Here is a 16,825-nt window from a genome sequence, read left to right on the forward strand (position 1 = left end):
CGGTCGGTGTCGGTACCGTCGATGACGAACGCGGTACGACAGAGGGGGCGAACAGGCGACGTGGACGGGGGACGCAGACCGGGATGGATCCGCAGGCTGTGGGCCGAATGCCTGCCGCACCGCGCGGTGCTGGCCGGCCTCGGGGCGGCGGTGCTCGGCGGAGCGGTCATCGAGACCGCGGGACCGTTGCTGACCAAACGCGCCATCGACGCGGCGGGGATCGGTGACACGGGGGCCATCAGCGCCGTCGCGGGCCTGCTCCTGATACTGGCCGTGAGCCGGTCCGCGGCCGGATTCGGGCGGCGCTGGCTGGCCGGGCGGCTCTCCCTGGACGTGCAGCACGCGCTGCGGGTGAACCTGCTGGGCTCCCTGCAGCGGCTGGACGGCGTCAAGCAGGACACCCTGCGCACCGGCCAGGTGGTGTCGCGATCCATCACCGATCTCCAATTGGTCCAAGGCCTGATGGCGATGGTGCCGCTGTCGGGTATGGCGTTGCTGGAATTCGGTCTCGCCGCCGCGGTGATGATCTGGCTGTCCCCTCCGCTCGCCGCGGTCGCGCTGCTGGTGGTGCCCGCCATCGGCCTGGTGGTCTATCGCATGCGACCGCGCCTGCACGCGGCCACCTGGTCCGCGCAGCAACGCGCCGCCGATCTCGCCCAGCACGTCGAGGAGACGGTCACCGGGGTGCGGGTGGTCAAAGGCTTCGGCCAGGAAGCGCGGATGGTCGACCAGCTGGAGCGGCACGGCCGCGAGCTGTTCGCGGAGCGAATGCGCGCCGCGCGGATCGACACCCGATTCGCACCGACCGTCGCGACGATTCCCCAGATCGGGATGGTCGCGGTCATCGCGATCGGCGGGTTGCTCGCGCTGCACGGCAGCATCGGCATCGGCACCTTCGTCGCGTTCGCCGCCTACGTCGCCGTGATGACCGGCACCGCGCGCATCCTCTCCTCGGTGATCGTCATGGCTCAGCTCACCAGGGCAGCGGCCGAGCGGGTGTTCCAAGTGATCGACACCGCGCCGGTCATCGCCGACCCCGATCGCCCGGTCGAGCTGCCGGACGGACCGCTCGGCATCGAGATCGACGCGGTGAGCTTCGGTTTCGATCCCGACCGGCCCGTTCTGCGCGAACTGGACCTGCGGGTGCGGCCCGGCGAGACGGTGGCGGTCATCGGCCCGGCGGGCTCGGGCAAGTCCACGCTCGCCCTGCTGCTCCCCCGGTTCTACGCGCCCGACTCGGGCAGCATCCGCCTGTTCACCGACGACGTCCCCGCGTACGCGGCCTCGCGAGCCGACACCGCCGACGCGTTCACCGGCGCCCACGAGAGTTCGCGCGCCACAACCCGCACCGCCGAGACCGTCGGCGTCGACATCGCCGACCTGCGCGCCGCCGACCTGCGCGCCGCCATCGGCGTCGTCTTCGACGATCCTTTCCTGTTCTCCGACACGATCGCGGCCAATATCGCGCTCGGGCGACCGGACGCGACCGACGAGGAGATCAGGCAGGCGGCCGTCCAGGCGGCGGCCGACGAATTCATCGCCGAATTGCCGGACGGCTACGACACGGTGGTGGGCGAACGCGGTCTCACGCTCTCCGGCGGCCAACGCCAGCGCATCGCGCTGGCCAGGACATTGCTGGCGCGTCCGCGCATCCTGGTGCTCGACGACGCCACCTCGGCGGTGGACGCGGTCACCGAGGCCGCGATCTTCGAAGCGCTGCCCGGCGACGGCCGACGGACCACGGTGATCCTCGCGCATCGGGAGTCGACGCTCGCCCACGCCGACCGGGTTATCCGGTTATCCGTTCCCGCCGCGCACCCCACTCCCGAGCCGGAGGCGATCGCAGTCTCGAACGGCCGGGCCGGCGATGGTCCCGCCGGTCGTCGCTTCGGCGCCGCGGCGGCCGACATCAGCGAGACGGCCGAACTGCGCCGGATCATCGAGGCGCTGCCACCCGCCACCGAGCAACCGGCCCAGGACGCGCGGCGCTTGCGCGAGCCGGATCCGCGTTTCCGGCTGACCCGCCTGCTGCGTCCCGTCCGCAGGCTGGTGCTCACGGTGATGGCGCTGCTGGCCGCGGACGCGGCGATCGCGATCGCCTTCCCGCCGCTGGTGCGTTACGCGATCGACGGCGGCGTGCTGGACGACGACGCCGCCGCGCTGGTCCGCGCGACGCTGCTCGGCGCGGTACTGGTCACCGCGGGCTGGGCGGTCGCAGCGGCCACCACCTTGCTCACCGCGCGCACCGGGGAGCGGGTGCTGTTCGCCCTGCGGGTCCGCAGCTTCGCACACCTGCAACGGCTCGGTCTGGACTACTACGAACGCGAGCTGTCCGGACGGATCATGACCCGGATGACCACCGACGTCGACGCGCTGTCGACCTTCCTGCAGACCGGCGTCGCCACCAGCCTGGTGGGCCTGCTGACGCTGGTCGGCATCACGGTCGCGTTGCTGGTGATCGATGTCTCGCTGGCCATCGCCGTGCTGGCGACGGTGCCCGCCCTCGTGGTCGCGACCGTGCTGTTCCGGCGGGTGTCATCCACCGCGTACACCGTCTCGCGGGAGCATGTGTCGGCGGTCAACGCCGACTTCCAGGAGAACGTGACGGGTTTGCGCGCGGTGCAGGCCAATCGGCACGAGCCGCGCGCCGCCCGTCGCTTCGCCGAGTATTCACAGCGGTATCGCAACAGCCGGCTGCGTGCCCAACGGGCGATCGCGTCGTACTTCGCGTTCATCGTCGGATGGGCGGACGTGGCATTGGCGGTGGTGGTGTTCTTCGGCGCGCGCGAGGTCGCTACCGGCGCGACCAGCGCGGGCACCCTCGTCGCGTTCGTGCTGTATCTACAGCTGCTGTTCGTGCCGATCCTGCAGCTGTCCCAGGTCTTCGACAGTTACCAGCAGGCCAGGGTCGGCCTGCGCCGGATCGGGGACCTGCTGCGCACGCCGTCCTCGATCGCCGCCGATCCGGCCCACCCGGTGCCGATCGCCGCGGGACTGCGCGGTGACGTGGGCTTCGACGATGTCCGTTTCCACTACGCGGGCAGTCGTGTCCCGGCGCTGGACGGAGTCTCGCTGCGCATCCCGGCCGGTTCCACCCTGGCTCTGGTCGGGCCGACCGGCGCGGGCAAGTCGACCGTCGTCAAGTTGCTGGCGCGGCTCTACGACCTGCCACGGGAGCCCGGCGGGCATCCCGGGAAGCCGGGCGATCTCGCCGTACCGGACCCGCTGGGTCCCGCGATGGCGAGAAACAGAGCCTCGGTGATCGCGAGTGACCACGGCGCGATCCGCGTGGACGGCGCCGACGTCCGCGACTACCGCCTCGCCGACTACCGCTCCCGGCTGGGCATCGTCCCGCAAGAAGCTCACCTGTTCACCGGGGACGTGGCGAGCAACATTGCATTCGGGAAACCATCCGCGACCCCCGAGGAGATCACCGCCGCGGCCGCCGCGGTGGGTGCGACGGAGATGATCGCCGCCCTCCCGCTCGGGCTGAACCAGCCGGTCGGCGAGCGAGGCCGCGGCCTGTCGGCGGGGCAGCGGCAGCTGATCGCGCTGGCCCGCGCGGAACTGGTCGCTCCGGACTTGCTGCTGCTCGACGAGGCCACCGCGACGCTCGACCCGGACACCGAGGCATCGGTGCTGGCAGCGAGCCGATCGCTGAGCCGGGACCGGACCACGGTGATCGTCGCGCACCGGCTCGGCACGGCCGCGCGGGCCGACCGGATCGCCGTGGTCGACCACGGGCGGATCGTGGAATTCGGCTGCCACGCGGAGTTGCTCGAGGCGGGTGGACCGTATGCCCGGCTCTGGGCAGCGGCGCAGTCGTCGGAGGGAATATTCTCGGGTGACGCCGGGTCATCACCAATAGGGTCGGGGGTGTCGGGTGGTCAGTGAATCCGCCGATTTGCTGCTGGGCCTATCCTCAGATAGGGCGCATCGGCGCGCAATCCGCTGATCCCCGTGCCGGGCACGTCACAAACGTCGCAGCGCGAAGAACGAAAAGAGGCGAACACCTGCTGTGAGCAGCTCAACTTCCCAGTTCGGACAGAACCAGTGGCTAGTCGACGAGATGTATCAGAAGTTCAAGCAAGACCCATCCTCGGTCGACGAAAGCTGGCACGAGTTCCTGGCCGACTACACGCCTGACGCGAGTGGCGACTCCGGCAACAGCCAGCCCGCGCCCGCGCAGGCTGCCGCTCCCGCACCGGCTCCAACGGCCACCAAGCCCGCCGCCACGCGCAACGACGCCAAGCCCGCCGACGCCAAGCCCGCCCCACCCGCGGCCCCGAAAGCGCCCGCCCCGGCTGCCGCCAAGCCCGCCCCCGCCGCCGCCAAACCGGCCGCGGTGACCGCGCGCACCCCGCAGACCACCCCGGCGCCGACGTCGAACGCCGCGCCGACCTCCGGCCCGAAGCAGGCCGACACCGCTGCCGACGAATCCAAGGTGCTGCGTGGCGCCGCCGCCGCAGTGGCCAAGAACATGGCCGCCTCGCTGAGCATTCCCACCGCGACCAGCGTGCGCGCCATCCCGGCCAAGCTGATGATCGACAACCGCTTGGTCATCAACAACCACCTCGCCCGCACCAGGGGCGGCAAGATCTCCTTCACCCACCTGCTCGGCTACGCCATCGTGCAGGCGGTCAAGGCCTTCCCGAACATGAACCGGCACTACGCCGAGGTCGACGGCAAGCCGCACGCGGTCACCCCCGCGCACACAAACCTCGGCCTCGCCATCGACCTGCCCGGCAAGGACGGCAACCGGTCGCTGGTCGTCGCGGCCATCAAGGGCTGCGAAGCGATGACCTTCGGCCAGTTCCACACCGCCTACGAGGACATCGTCCGCCGCGCCCGCGACGGCAAGCTCACCGCCGAGGACTTCTCCGGTGTCACCATCTCGCTGACCAACCCGGGCACCATCGGCACCGTGCACTCGGTGCCCCGCCTGATGAACGGTCAGGGCGCGATCATCGGCGCGGGCGCGATGGAGTACCCCGCCGAGTTCCAGGGCATGAGCGACGAGCGCATCGCCGAACTGGGCGTCGGCAAGCTGATGACGCTCACCTCCACCTACGACCACCGCATCATTCAGGGCGCGGAGTCCGGCGACTTCTTGCGCACCATCCACCAGCTGCTGATCTCCGACGATTTCTTCGATGAGATCTTCCACGGTCTCGGCGTGCCCTACGAGCCGGTCCGCTGGCGCAAGGACATCCGCGAACGCGGCGTCGACAAGAGCGCGCGCGTGCTGGAGATGATCGCGGCCTACCGCAACCGCGGCCACCTGATGGCCGACACCGATCCGCTGCGGCTGGTCAAGGACAAGTTCCGCAGCCACCCGGACCTGGACGTCACCCAGCACGGCCTGACCCTGTGGGACCTCGACCGCACGTTCAACGTGGCGGGCTTCCACGGCCAGGAGCAGATGAAGCTGCGCGACGTGCTGTCGATTCTGCGCGACGCGTACTGCCGCCACGTCGGCGTCGAGTACACCCACATCCTCGATCCCGAGCAGCTGCAGTGGATCCAGGAGCGGGTCGAGCAGAAGCACGCCAAGCCCACCGTCGCGCAGCAGAAGTACATCCTGAACCGGCTGAACGCCGCGGAGGCCTTCGAGACCTTCCTGCAGACCAAGTACGTCGGGCAGAAGCGTTTCTCGCTCGAGGGCGCCGAGGCCGTCATCCCGATGATGGACGCGGTGATCGACCAGTGCGCCGAGCACAGCCTCGACGAGGTCATCATCGGCATGCCGCACCGCGGTCGGCTCAACGTGCTGGCCAACATCGTCGGCAAGCCGTACTCGAAGATCTTCACCGAGTTCGAGGGCAACATGAACCCGGCCGCCACCCACGGCTCCGGCGACGTGAAGTACCACCTCGGCGCGCAGGGCACCTACCTGCAGATGTTCGGTGACAACGAGATCGAGGTCTCGCTCACCGCCAACCCCTCGCACCTGGAGGCGGTCGACCCGGTCCTGGAGGGCCTGGTCCGCGCCAAGCAGGATCTGCTGGACAAGGGCGACGGGCCGGAGGGCTACTCGGTCGTGCCGCTGATGCTGCACGGTGACGCCGCGTTCGCCGGTCAGGGCGTCGTCGCCGAGACGCTGAACCTCGGTGGCCTGCGCGGCTACCGGGTCGGCGGCACGATCCACATCGTGGTGAACAACCAGATCGGCTTCACCACCGCGCCGGAGAACAGCCGCTCCACCGAGTACTCCACCGACATCGCGAAGTTCATCGGCGCGCCGATCTTCCATGTCAACGGCGACGACCCCGAGGCGTGCGACTGGGTGGCGCGCCTGGCGGTCGACTTCCGGCAGAAGTTCCGCAAGGACGTCGTCATCGACATGATCTGCTATCGCCGCCGCGGACACAACGAGGGCGACGACCCGTCGATGACCCAGCCGTACATGTACGACGTCATCGACACCAAGCGCTCGGTCCGCAAGGCCTACACCGAGAGCCTGATCGGCCGTGGCGACATCTCGCTGAAAGAGGCCGAGGACGCGCTGCGCGACTACCAGGGCCAGCTGGAGCGGGTGTTCAACGAGGTTCGTGAGCTGGAGAAATACTCACCGGGACCGAGCGAATCGGTCGAAGGCGACCAGCCGGTGCCCGCGTCCGTGGTGACCGCCGTCGACAAGCACATCCTGCAGCGCATCGGCGACGCGTTCCTGCACGTGCCCGAGGGCTTCAACGTGCACCCGCGCGTCAAGCCGGTGCTGGAGAAGCGCCGCGAGATGGCCTACGAGGGCAAGGTCGACTGGGCCTTCGCCGAGCTGCTCGCGTTCGGCACCCTGATCGACGAGGGTCGCGCGGTGCGCCTGACCGGTCAGGACTCTCGCCGCGGCACGTTCACCCAGCGGCACGCGGTGATCATCGACCGCAAGACCGCCGAGGAGTACACCCCGCTGCACAACATCGGCAGCGAGAACCCGGGCTGGTTCGCCGTGCACGACTCGGCGCTGAGCGAATTCGCCGCCGTCGGCTTCGAATACGGCTACTCGCTGGGCAACCCCAACGCCCTGGTGTTGTGGGAAGCGCAGTTCGGTGACTTCGTCAACGGCGCGCAGTCGATCATCGACGAGTTCATCTCCTCCGGTGAGGCCAAGTGGGGCCAGCTCTCCGACGTCGTGCTGCTGCTGCCGCACGGCCACGAGGGGCAGGGTCCGGACCACACCTCCGGCCGCATCGAGCGCTTCCTGCAGTTGTGCGCGGAAGGCTCGATGACCGTCGCGGTGCCGTCCACCCCGGCGAACTACTTCCACCTGCTGCGCCGCCACGCATTGGACGGCATCCGCCGCCCGCTGATCGTCTTCACCCCGAAGTCGATGCTGCGCAACAAGGCCGTGGTCTCGGATCTGAAGGACTTCACCGAGAGCAAGTTCCGCTCCGTCTTCGACGAGCCGGCCTACGAGCAGGGCATCGGCGACCGGGCCAAGGTCAAGCGCATCCTGATGACCAGCGGCAAGCTCTACTATGAGCTCGCCGCCGAAAAGGCCAAGCAGAAGCGCGAAGACGTGGCCATCGTGCGCGTCGAACAGCTCTATCCCTTGCCCACCTACCGCCTGAACGAGGCACTCGGCGGCTACCCCAACGCCACCGACATCGCCTGGGTCCAGGAGGAACCGGCCAACCAGGGCGCCTGGCCGTTCTTCGGCCTCAACCTCCCGGAAGTCCTCCCCGACCGCCTCGGCAAACTCCGCCGCATCTCCCGCCGCGCCATGTCGGCCCCGTCCTCGGGGTCCAGCAAGGTCCACGCGGTGGAGCAGGCGGAGATCATCGCCGAAGCGTTCGAACCGACGGCGTAGTCCTTGACCCTGAAATCGGGCCGAATCACTCTCCACAGAGCGATTCGGCCCGATTTCGCGTTTCCAAGGAGTCCACGCCCCGGCCTGAAAGCCGGGGCCTGGCCAGTTCCGACGATCAGGACGGCGCGAGCGCTTTCATCAGCGCAGCGGCAGTAGCCTCGTCGATGCACGTCGGCTTACCACCGTTGTCGGAATGGAATGCACCGCCTTTGGTGTTTCCGGTGAAATAGCACAACGGGAACGCCGGTCTGCCTTCCGGGAAGGTCAGTGGCGGAGCGAGACCGTCGAGAGTCTCGTCGCGCAGTGCGCGCAGCCCCTTGATCACATCCGCGCTCGTCGAAGACGGGGAGAGGTTGGCGGTTTTTGCCGCAGCCAGGAACAACTGCCCGCCTGCCCACGGCCACAGCAGCGGTGAGCTGAAGTCCGCGCTATCCCGAAGCCCCGGAATGTATTTGTCGAGGGCGTCATTGAAGTCCTTGACAGCCGCGATGGATTCGTCGGTGTACAGCGCGTTGGAGCTCGCGAAGATGCTGCCCTCGAAATTCGGGTCCTTCGCCCACCCTTTCTGGAGGGCCGTGCCGAGAGGAGCCTGCACCGGTTTATAACCTTGCTGCGCACACGATGCCGCGATACGCGAGATCGCCTCGACCGAGACAGCGGAGAACAAGGCGTCGACACCCTTGTCTTTGAATGTCAGGCAGGGAGCGATGTAGTTCGGCGCGGCGATCGCGACTTTCTCCGCTGCGAATCCCAGACCAGCCTGTTCGGCCATCGGCTCGAGCATCTGCGGCAGTTGCTCGCAGACCGGGATCTCGGCGCAATAGAAGACGCCGAGGGTCTTCGCGCCCGCCTTCTTTGCCTGGGCCACCTCGCCCAGCATCAGCACCGGCAGCGTGGTGCCGGAGGCGAAGAAGTTCGGATCGGTGATGAACGGGGCATCGACCGGCTGTCCGCCGATCACCGGAATGCCCTTGCCGGCGACGTAGCTTTGCCAGCTCGAACTGACCAGGCTGGTTTGGCCGACGATGGCGACAACCTTGTCCTGTTCGACCAGTTTCTTCGCGACGGCCAGCGCCGTGGCCGGATTCTGCTCGTCGTCGTAGGAGATGACTTTGACCGGGTGCCCATTGATTCCACCACGATCGTTGACCCACGACGCCCACGACTGCAGCACGTCGCCGGCGCGTCCCACTGATCCGGCGGCCGGGCCGGTGCAGCTGCAAATCGACCCGATCAGAATCGGGTCGCCCGTGAGCCCGCCGTCGGACACCTTCACCGGGCCGATGGATGTGGACCCGTCGTTCGTCGAGTCGGCGGAACACGACGTGAGCGCGAGCGCTGCCGCCAGCACCGGCGCCACGCACCACAGAAACCTTCTCTTCTTCATTGCTCCACTCCTCTGTGGATACCGGATGTTCGCTACGCCCATGGCCCGGCAACAGTTCCGGGTGGGTGTCCCGCCGGCGATGCCGGCAAGTCTGTGCGTTCGCCGTCCATGCCGAGATAGCTCTGCAGCACGGCATCTCGGTCGATGTCCGCGGTGGGTCCGGCGAACGCGACCGTGCCGCGGCTGAGCAGAACCACGTGGTCGGCCATCGTCAGGGCGTGGTCGACGTACTGCTCGACCAACACGATCGCCGCGCCGGTGGTACGCAGTTCGCGCAGCGCCGTGAAGATCTCGTCCACGACCAGCGGAGCCAGGCCCATGGACACCTCGTCGAGCAGGACGACCGCCGGATCGGCCAGCCAGGCGCGAGCCAGTGCCAGCATCTGCTGCTGCCCGCCCGACAACGAGCCTCCCCGCTGATCAAGCATCCTCCGCAGCGCCGGGAAGACATCGAGAGCCTCGTCGGCGCCACCTCGGCGCCACGGAGGTGTCAGCAGGCGAAGGTTCTCCCGGACCGTCAAGTCCGCGAATATCCCTCGGTCCTCGGGGATCAAGCACAGGCCCGCGCGGGCACGGCGCGCAGGGCGAGCGCGGGTCAGGTCGGTCCCGCCGATCGCCACAGTCCCCGATCGAGCTCGGAGTAGCCCCGAGGCCACCCGCAGCAGCGTCGACTTTCCGGCGCCGTTCGGCCCGAGCAACGCCGCGACCGACCGAGGCGCAACGGCCAGGTCGACGTCATTGAGGACGATCGTGGAGCCGTATCCGGCTGTGATCGAACGCAATTCGAGTGCGAAATCGGTGCCGCTCATGCTACGGGTTCCTCCAGCCTGCGCTCGACGGTGACCGGCTCGCCGAGGTAGGCGTGCTGCACCACCTCCGAAGCCCGGACCTGCGCGGGCGAGCCCCGGAATATCAGGTGACCGAAGTCGAGTACGAAGATCTCGTCGCAGATCTCGAGCACCAGCGACATGTCATGCTCGACCAGGACGATTCCGACGCCGCGTGCGGCGACGACATGCCGCAGGATCTGCCCGAAGAGCGCTGTCTCCGAACGATCGAGGCCCGCACTCGGCTCGTCGAGCAACAGGATCCGATACGGCCCGGCAAGACATCGGGCGAGTTCCACCAGTCTTCGCTGCCCGGTGGACAGTGCGCCGACACGAGAATGCGCGAGGCATTCGATACCGCACAACGCCATGGCGGAGGCCGCGGCGGTGCGCGTCTTGCGGTAGTGCCCAGGGGCCGCGACCAATTGGGCCAGCGGGTTCGCCCCGGCAAGTGGGCCTTCGGCTCCTATCGCGACGTTCTCGGCGACGGTAAGGGAATCGAACAGCTCTGTCCGCTGAAAGGTTCGCCCGATGCCGAGCCGCGCCCGGTGTGCGGTCGACGCTCGGCTGATCACCCGGTTCTGCAGTCGCACCTCGCCGCTGGCCTGGACGAGTCCGGTGCAGGCATCGAACGTGGTGGTCTTGCCCGCCCCGTTAGGGCCGATGAGCCCGATGATCCGCCCGGTGCGTGCCGCGAACGAGAAGCCGTCGACGGCTACCACACCACCGAAGCGGACCGAAAGATCGCGAACCGCCAGCTCCGCTGCGGGCTGCGCGGTGGATGTTTCCGCCGCGACGACCGCCGATGACCGATCGCGGCGAAACGCGCTGTCCAGCCAGGACCGGATCGGTCCGGGTACCTCCAGGCGGCTCGCGGTGGCGGCACGAAGCACCACCAGGATGCCGAACACGACCTGGAGCCACTGCGACATCCCGGCGACCGCGACATAGGACGGCACCAGGACCAGCGCCGCCGCGGCCAGCAGCGAATACCACGGCTCCCGGCCCACCACGATGACGATGACCGCGAAATAGGTGACCGACAGCAGCGGCGGGTAATCGATCGCCGAGGCGGTGGTGCGGGCCATTCCGGCGAGTGCGCCTCCCAACGCCGCTAGGAATGCCGAAACGCAGAAGACGAGAACGCGCGTGACTTCGATCGTGACACCGTTGGTCCGCAAGGCGGTCGGCGATTCGGCCAGACCCCGGAGCAATCGTCCCAGCCTGCTCTTGTCCAGCGCCACTATCAGCAGGGTGCCCACCGTGGCCAGCACCAGCACGAGCCGGTAGAACGCCGGGTCGGAGTCGAGCCCGAATACGCTGGGGCGCGGCATCTTCAGGCCGAGACCACTGGTGCCGAACATATAGGGCCGGGAGTAGAACATCACTTGCAGCACGACGCCGAATCCGAAGGTCGCCAACGCCAGATACAGGCCACTGAGGCGAATGGCTGGAATCGACAACACCGCACCGATCGGCACGACGACGAGTCCGCAACCGATGAGCGCGAGCGGCCAGGGCAACCCCCAATCGACAGCGAAGTGCGAGAACGCGCAGGCGCCGATCGCGGTGAACGCCACGTGGCACAGCGAGACCTGGCCAGACGTCCGGACCAGCAGGCCGAGCGACAGAAGGACGAGCGTCATCGCCAGGGCCACGGTCCAATCCGTCAGGTGGATGCCCGCGAATGAGGGAACCAGCGCGAGCACCACGAACACCATGGCCCCGCCAACGGATTGCAACAGTGGCGGAGCAGTCCAGCCGGATCGGATCCGCCGGACTGCCCGGTCCCGGTCCACCAGGTACCGACGCGGCATCACCAGCAATACGAGGAACAGCGCCAAGAACGGCAATGCGGCGGGAACTCCCGCAGCGAGCCCGGTGGTGAAGTAGCGAGTGGCCAGCGCGGCCAGCACCCCGATGAGCAGTCCTCCGCCGAAAGTCCATGGCAAACTGGTGAATCGGCCGATGGCCGCCGCTCCGAACGCCTGGACGACCAGCAACGTCAACTGCATGGGATCGAGCGGAATCAACGGCGCGAACAGCACGCCGGAAAGCGACGCCAACCCCGTGCCGACACACCAGGCCCATCGTCGCGTGCCGGCCGGGCTGGTTCCGGCCAGGTCCAGCAAGGCCGCATTCCCCACGACCGCACGCATGGCGATGCCGCGTCGCGTGAACCGCAGCGCGGCCGACAACGCGGCGGTCGCGACTACCGCGACCCCGAACGTGGTGACATCCGACCACTGCACCCGCACACCGAAGGCGGCGAATCCGCCCTGCGGCAGAAAGATCGGAACGATGCGTGTCGTCGTCCGCCCGTAGAACAGCGTCACCCCCGCCTCGACAACCAGCAGAATGCCGACCGTCGCGGCGATTCGCAATTCCACTGTCGCCCGGTCGACGACACGGGCCAGCAACTCCAGCGCCAACCCCAAGGCCGGACCGACGCCGAGAACACAGATCGCGGCGGCCAGCTGCCAGGCGACGCCATTGACAACGTGCAATGTGTAGAACGCGTACGCCGACACCGTAGCCATGGCACCGTGGGCGAAGTTGAAGACTCCCGACGTCTTGTAAGTGAGCACCAAACCCACCGCGGCCAGTCCATAGACCGAGCCGGATACGATTCCCGCGATCACGAACGGCAAGAGATCTGCCATGATGTACTCCAATTTTCGCTGATCATCGACACGGCGAGACCGTGCGGAGGCGTCGGCGCAGTCCGGCCCGACCGGGTCGGCTGCTTATCGCGTGACCACCTCACACGAAAGGGGTGTCAGCGCTCTTTGGTATATGGTCCTATCGAGGAGCAACTGGACGATCGACTTGTTCATGCCGTCTCCGGTGTTCGATGAACAGATGACACGCACTGGGGTCAACGCGTGCCAGTCAGTGTTGATCGTTGTCCCGCGCCACGCCAGGCAATCCCCTGGCTTCTGCCTCGCAACAGAATTCGACAGGACCAAAACGTAAGTCGGAAGGCGAGGTCGATGGTTCAGCCGCCGAGTTCAGCTATCTGCCGAACGGCCAACTGCGTGCCGTATCTCCCGCCGCGCCCATGTCGCCCCGCTCCCCGGGGGCCAGCAAGGTCCACGGTGGAACAGGTGGAGATCATCGCCGAAGCGTTCGAGCCAACTGGTAGTCCCTGATCCGAAAGCCGGGCCAGATCACTCCCTCCGGCGGAGTGGTTCGGCCCGGCTTCACGTTTCCGGAGCACGACCGTTCACGCCTGACTGGGCCGAACTGTCACGGCGGAGAAGTGCGTCGTCTATGGCCGTTTCCTCGCACGGCTTTCCGATGTGAAACCGACCTCTGTGCACAGTTCCGAGCGCGGCGACGCTACGAGGGCGCCTTCGCGCAGCGTAACCGACGCCCGCATCATCCAAAGGTTCGGTGCCGTCCTGAAACCCAGGCGGCTACGCTACGGTGCCAGCGCTTTTCGTGGCGGAGTATGCCGCCGCAGGAATTCACGCTGCGCCTCCGCGGTGGGAATCAGCAGGCTGCGGCGGACATTGAGAAAGCCCGACAGGTCGTCGGAGACGACGAATACCTCCATCGCACCGACACTCACACAAAACGGCGCTTGCCGCCGCAGGTCCCGGTACTGACCGACCAATACTGGAACTCAGTCGCGCGCGGCACGGGAACCGACGAGTCCGAGAAGGCGCGGAGCAGCGCGGTCACCTCATCAGCCTCCGGCTTCGCCTGGTACCGCCGCGCGTGGGCCGCGTATCGGATCACGTCAAGGATCCAGTGAAGACGCCACGTCCGGAGGCCGCGGACTGCCTCGAGTCTTTGCGGGATTCACCGATCGCCACCGCGCTCGGTGACGCCGATGGCGCGAGCGAGCAGGCCAAGATCGTGATGGAGAAGCATGGGCCCCGCGTGCCCGGCAACAGAAGTCAGCACTTGGGCGTGAGCGGGGTACACAAAGGCAGCAGGTTCATGCGGCCCGGGGTTTCCGTGGCGGTCGGCGGTGGAGGAACTTCCTCTGTGATGGGCACGGGGGCTTGTGACGGTCGTACAGCGCCGCCTGTCGGGGTCGAGCAGGAGGCGGCCAGTACCCAGATGGTGCCGATGACGAGCACGATCAGTGCCACCGCGGCGATCTGTTGAGAGCGGTGGCCGCGTGACTGCGGTTTCTCGGATGGGCGGCCGGGGGTACGTGCGGGCAGGGTGGTTATGCGTCGGAGGTCCGCGATTCGGGGGCGGCGCTCGAGGACAGTGGTTGGCGAGGGGCGGCGCAATGGCTCAGGTTGGGGACTGGGCGTGGACCACGATGGGGGGCGGTTCGGCGGAGGTGCCGGTGTGGGGCGCGGGGGAAGTGGTCGATCGGGAGCGGGTTCGATCCACGACGACCAGCTATCCGTGAACGACGACGGTTCGGGCGCTGATTGTGCAGCCGGATCGAGTCCCTCGCCGGAGGGCGAGGATTCTGTTGGTTCCGGTGCGTGGGGCTCGGCCGCGACGGGCCGTATCGACGCTACGAATCCTGTTGCGGAGCGTTCCGGTGCATAGGATTCGGGCTCGACAGGTTCCTCTCGCGCGGGTCGCACCGCGAGCCTGCCTTCGAAGCGGGGCGGCTTCGCCGTCCATTGCGCGTGGTCATCTTCTGGCACCTCCACGGATCCGCGCGGCTGCGCATGCTCCGGAGAGGACGACGAGTGGTGCGTTTCTTCGCGATCGTCCAGATCGGGATGGACGGTCGTACTCGGCAACGCGGGCTCCGACGTTGCGGGTTCCGGCGCGAGGAATTCCGGTGCGAAAGGGTCCGGTTCGGCCGGTCGTGTCCGCGCATCGGGCGAAATCTGCGCGGGATGTGCCGTGGTCACCTCGGCGGTGTCGTCGGGCACGTCCACGTATTCGACCGACTGCTGAGCCGTCGACAAGGATCCGTTCACGTGCTGTCCGCTTTGCGCACTGCCTTGCGTCGGCGGCAGGGGCTCCAAGACTTCGGGTTCCTTGATATCAGGTTCCGAGGCGTCGGGCTCCGAAGCGTCGGTTCGCGGCCGCGCGAGCATCGCAGACAACGGCGGCGTCGATCGTTCTGGCCCCGATGCTATTCGATCGACTTCGTCCGGCTCGACATCGCGCTCCGAGTGCTCGGATGCTGTCGGTTGCGCAGCAAGGGGTGCCACGTCCGACGACTCGAGAACGCTTTCCGTTGACGGCGCGTCCGAACTTTCCGGTCCCTCAGCCTTTTCCGAGATCCCGACAGAATGGCTGCCGTCGACCGCACGCGTCCTGCGCGTGACGCTGTCCAGCGCCGCCAGCGTCCCGGCCCGCAACTTCTGTTCCGGCGGGAAACCGTCCGCCACCAGATCATCGACGGTCACCTGATCGCCCAGGTTCAAATCGGCGAGCAGGGTGTGCGTGCGTTCGGCGGTCCAGACGAGTTTGCGTCCGGCGGTGCGGTGGAACCAGGCACGGAGGTCGACGGCGCCGGCTCCGAGCACTACTCCGCAACCGCGGCGACGCGATTCGATGTTCAGCGTGAGGGACGATTCGTCGGGCGGAACCACGACGATCAACCCGTCGACGGAAGCTTCGGCGTGGTGTTTGCGGACCAGCGCCTGCAGGTTGACGACGTTGCTGGTCACCTGATCGAACGGGCTGCTGTCGTTGTCGCGCACCCGCATCGGGTCGCCCGCGAAGCCGGACAGTCGCCACCGTCCGTTGGCCTGCACCGAGAGGACGCCGGTGGTGGCTTCCGGCACGGTGTCGCGCACCTCGATCACCACCGCTGCCCGCGGTGTGATCACCACCAGATCGGCTTCCTGCGTCTCGCCCTTGCGGTCGCGGTCGGGTAAGTAGCACCCGGAGATCGCCAGGCCCACAATGACGTACTGTCCGGTCCAGTTCCGCATCCAGTGGAGCACACGCTGCTCGGAGCGCGGCGCCGTCGTTCGCTCATTGATGACCAACATCGGCGGCCTCCATCGCCGTCCCACACCATCGACCACCCAAAGGTATGCGCCCGTGCACGCGGTACAAAATCGAAAGGCACTGTAAGAGCAGGGCATTGGCGACAAAAGGGCATGCTACGGACAGCGTGGCGACAGAGGGTGGTGACGGGGCTCACCCTCGGCCCACCACGGCTCGCTTCGCCGTAAGCCGGGGCCGAAGGCCCGCGGTCAGCTGCGCAATGCCGCCGCCAAAGCGGGGTCGACCGAAAACGCTATGGCGATCAAGGATTCGACCAAGAGATCGATGAGCTGTTCACGCGGAATCGGCTCGGTGCGCAACCACGTGAGGGTGGACTCCTCGACGAACGCGATCCAGCCGCGCATGGCGAGCATGAGGCGGGGATGGTCGGACTCGGAGACGGGCACCGGCGTTTCGGCGAGGATGATGCCGATGATGGCGTCGCGCGTCTGGTCGACCAACGGAGCCAGCTCGGGGCTGACGCTGGTGGGGCCACGCAGGAGCGCGAGATATGAGGTGCGGTTCTCGGTGACGTACTCGATGTAGCGCTCGATGGAGTCGCGCAGCATCTCGAACAGACCGAGGCTCGGGTCGGGGGCGACGCGTTCGAGGAGCTCGGCGTTGGCGTGGTGCACGATCGCCAGCTGGAAATCCTGCTTGGTCGGGAAGTAGTGGAACAGCAGCCCGCGGGAGATGCCGGCCTGGGCCGCGATCTCACTGACCGAGATGTCCTCGATGGCGCGCTCACCGAGCATCTTGGCACCCAGAGTGATCAGCTGCTCCCGGCGCTCCTCGGGGCTGAGCCGCGTGCGCTTGGGGGCGTCTGGCTGGGTTGTGGTCACCGGCCCATCCTACTGAACGGAAGTCAATACACTG

Annotated in this window: 8 protein-coding genes; 2 read left to right on the forward strand and 6 right to left on the reverse strand. The window is 67.6% G+C overall.

Going from position 1 to position 16,825, the window contains the following annotated elements; all coding sequences use genetic code 11:
* Positions 1-21: 21 nt before the first annotated feature.
* Entirely contained in the window at positions 22-3,894 is a 3,873-nt protein-coding gene (locus GVY39_RS05670) for an ABC transporter ATP-binding protein (protein WP_159920460.1), read from the forward strand.
* Positions 3,895-4,018: 124 nt separating this feature from the next.
* Positions 4,019-7,807: a multifunctional oxoglutarate decarboxylase/oxoglutarate dehydrogenase thiamine pyrophosphate-binding subunit/dihydrolipoyllysine-residue succinyltransferase subunit gene (locus GVY39_RS05675; RefSeq protein ID WP_159920458.1), complete on the forward strand. Its 3,789-nt coding sequence runs from the start codon at positions 4,019-4,021 to the stop codon at positions 7,805-7,807.
* Positions 7,808-7,922: 115 nt separating this feature from the next.
* On the opposite strand, the gene GVY39_RS05680 is transcribed toward GVY39_RS05675, so the two are convergent.
* The 6 genes from GVY39_RS05680 to GVY39_RS05700 form a co-directional block, all read right to left on the reverse strand.
* A complete protein-coding gene (locus tag GVY39_RS05680) occupies positions 7,923-9,194 on the reverse strand; it encodes an ABC transporter substrate-binding protein (protein ID WP_159920456.1) in 1,272 nt (423 codons plus the stop codon).
* A gap of 32 nt (positions 9,195-9,226) precedes the next feature.
* Positions 9,227-10,003: an ABC transporter ATP-binding protein gene (locus tag GVY39_RS05685; protein ID WP_159920454.1), complete on the reverse strand. Its 777-nt coding sequence runs from the start codon at positions 10,001-10,003 to the stop codon at positions 9,227-9,229.
* Positions 10,000-12,684, reverse strand: a complete 2,685-nt coding sequence (locus tag GVY39_RS05690; RefSeq protein ID WP_159920452.1) for an ATP-binding cassette domain-containing protein — start codon at positions 12,682-12,684, stop codon at positions 10,000-10,002. The genes GVY39_RS05685 and GVY39_RS05690 overlap by 4 nt, the downstream gene beginning before the upstream one ends.
* A 761-nt stretch (positions 12,685-13,445) precedes the next feature.
* A complete protein-coding gene (locus tag GVY39_RS34940) occupies positions 13,446-13,580 on the reverse strand; it encodes a hypothetical protein (protein ID WP_255466127.1) in 135 nt (44 codons plus the stop codon).
* Positions 13,581-13,926: 346 nt separating this feature from the next.
* Positions 13,927-16,047 (reverse strand): NERD domain-containing protein, encoded by a 2,121-nt coding sequence (locus GVY39_RS05695; protein WP_236565298.1) that lies wholly within the window; start codon positions 16,045-16,047, stop codon positions 13,927-13,929.
* Between the two features lie 111 nt (positions 16,048-16,158).
* Positions 16,159-16,791, reverse strand: a complete 633-nt coding sequence (locus GVY39_RS05700; protein WP_159920448.1) for a TetR/AcrR family transcriptional regulator — start codon at positions 16,789-16,791, stop codon at positions 16,159-16,161.
* Between the last annotated feature and the right edge of the window lie 34 nt (positions 16,792-16,825).

This window comes from Nocardia sp. CY15, assembly GCF_009829295.1.
GTDB classification, from domain to species: domain Bacteria; phylum Actinomycetota; class Actinomycetes; order Mycobacteriales; family Mycobacteriaceae; genus Nocardia; species Nocardia sputi.

What these genes read in the sequence shown, in the direction of transcription:
- GVY39_RS05670 (WP_159920460.1), top strand. Translation starts at nt 22, where the DNA reads ATGACGAACGCGGTACGACAGAGGGGGCGAACAGGCGACGTGGACGGG.
- GVY39_RS05680 (WP_159920456.1), bottom strand. Translation starts at nt 9,194, where the DNA reads ATGAAGAAGAGAAGGTTTCTGTGGTGCGTGGCGCCGGTGCTGGCGGCA.
- GVY39_RS05685 (WP_159920454.1), bottom strand. Translation starts at nt 10,003, where the DNA reads ATGAGCGGCACCGATTTCGCACTCGAATTGCGTTCGATCACAGCCGGA.
- GVY39_RS05690 (WP_159920452.1), bottom strand. Translation starts at nt 12,684, where the DNA reads ATGGCAGATCTCTTGCCGTTCGTGATCGCGGGAATCGTATCCGGCTCG.
- GVY39_RS34940 (WP_255466127.1), bottom strand. Translation starts at nt 13,580, where the DNA reads ATGGAGGTATTCGTCGTCTCCGACGACCTGTCGGGCTTTCTCAATGTC.
- GVY39_RS05695 (WP_236565298.1), bottom strand. Translation starts at nt 16,047, where the DNA reads ATGCCCTGCTCTTACAGTGCCTTTCGATTTTGTACCGCGTGCACGGGC.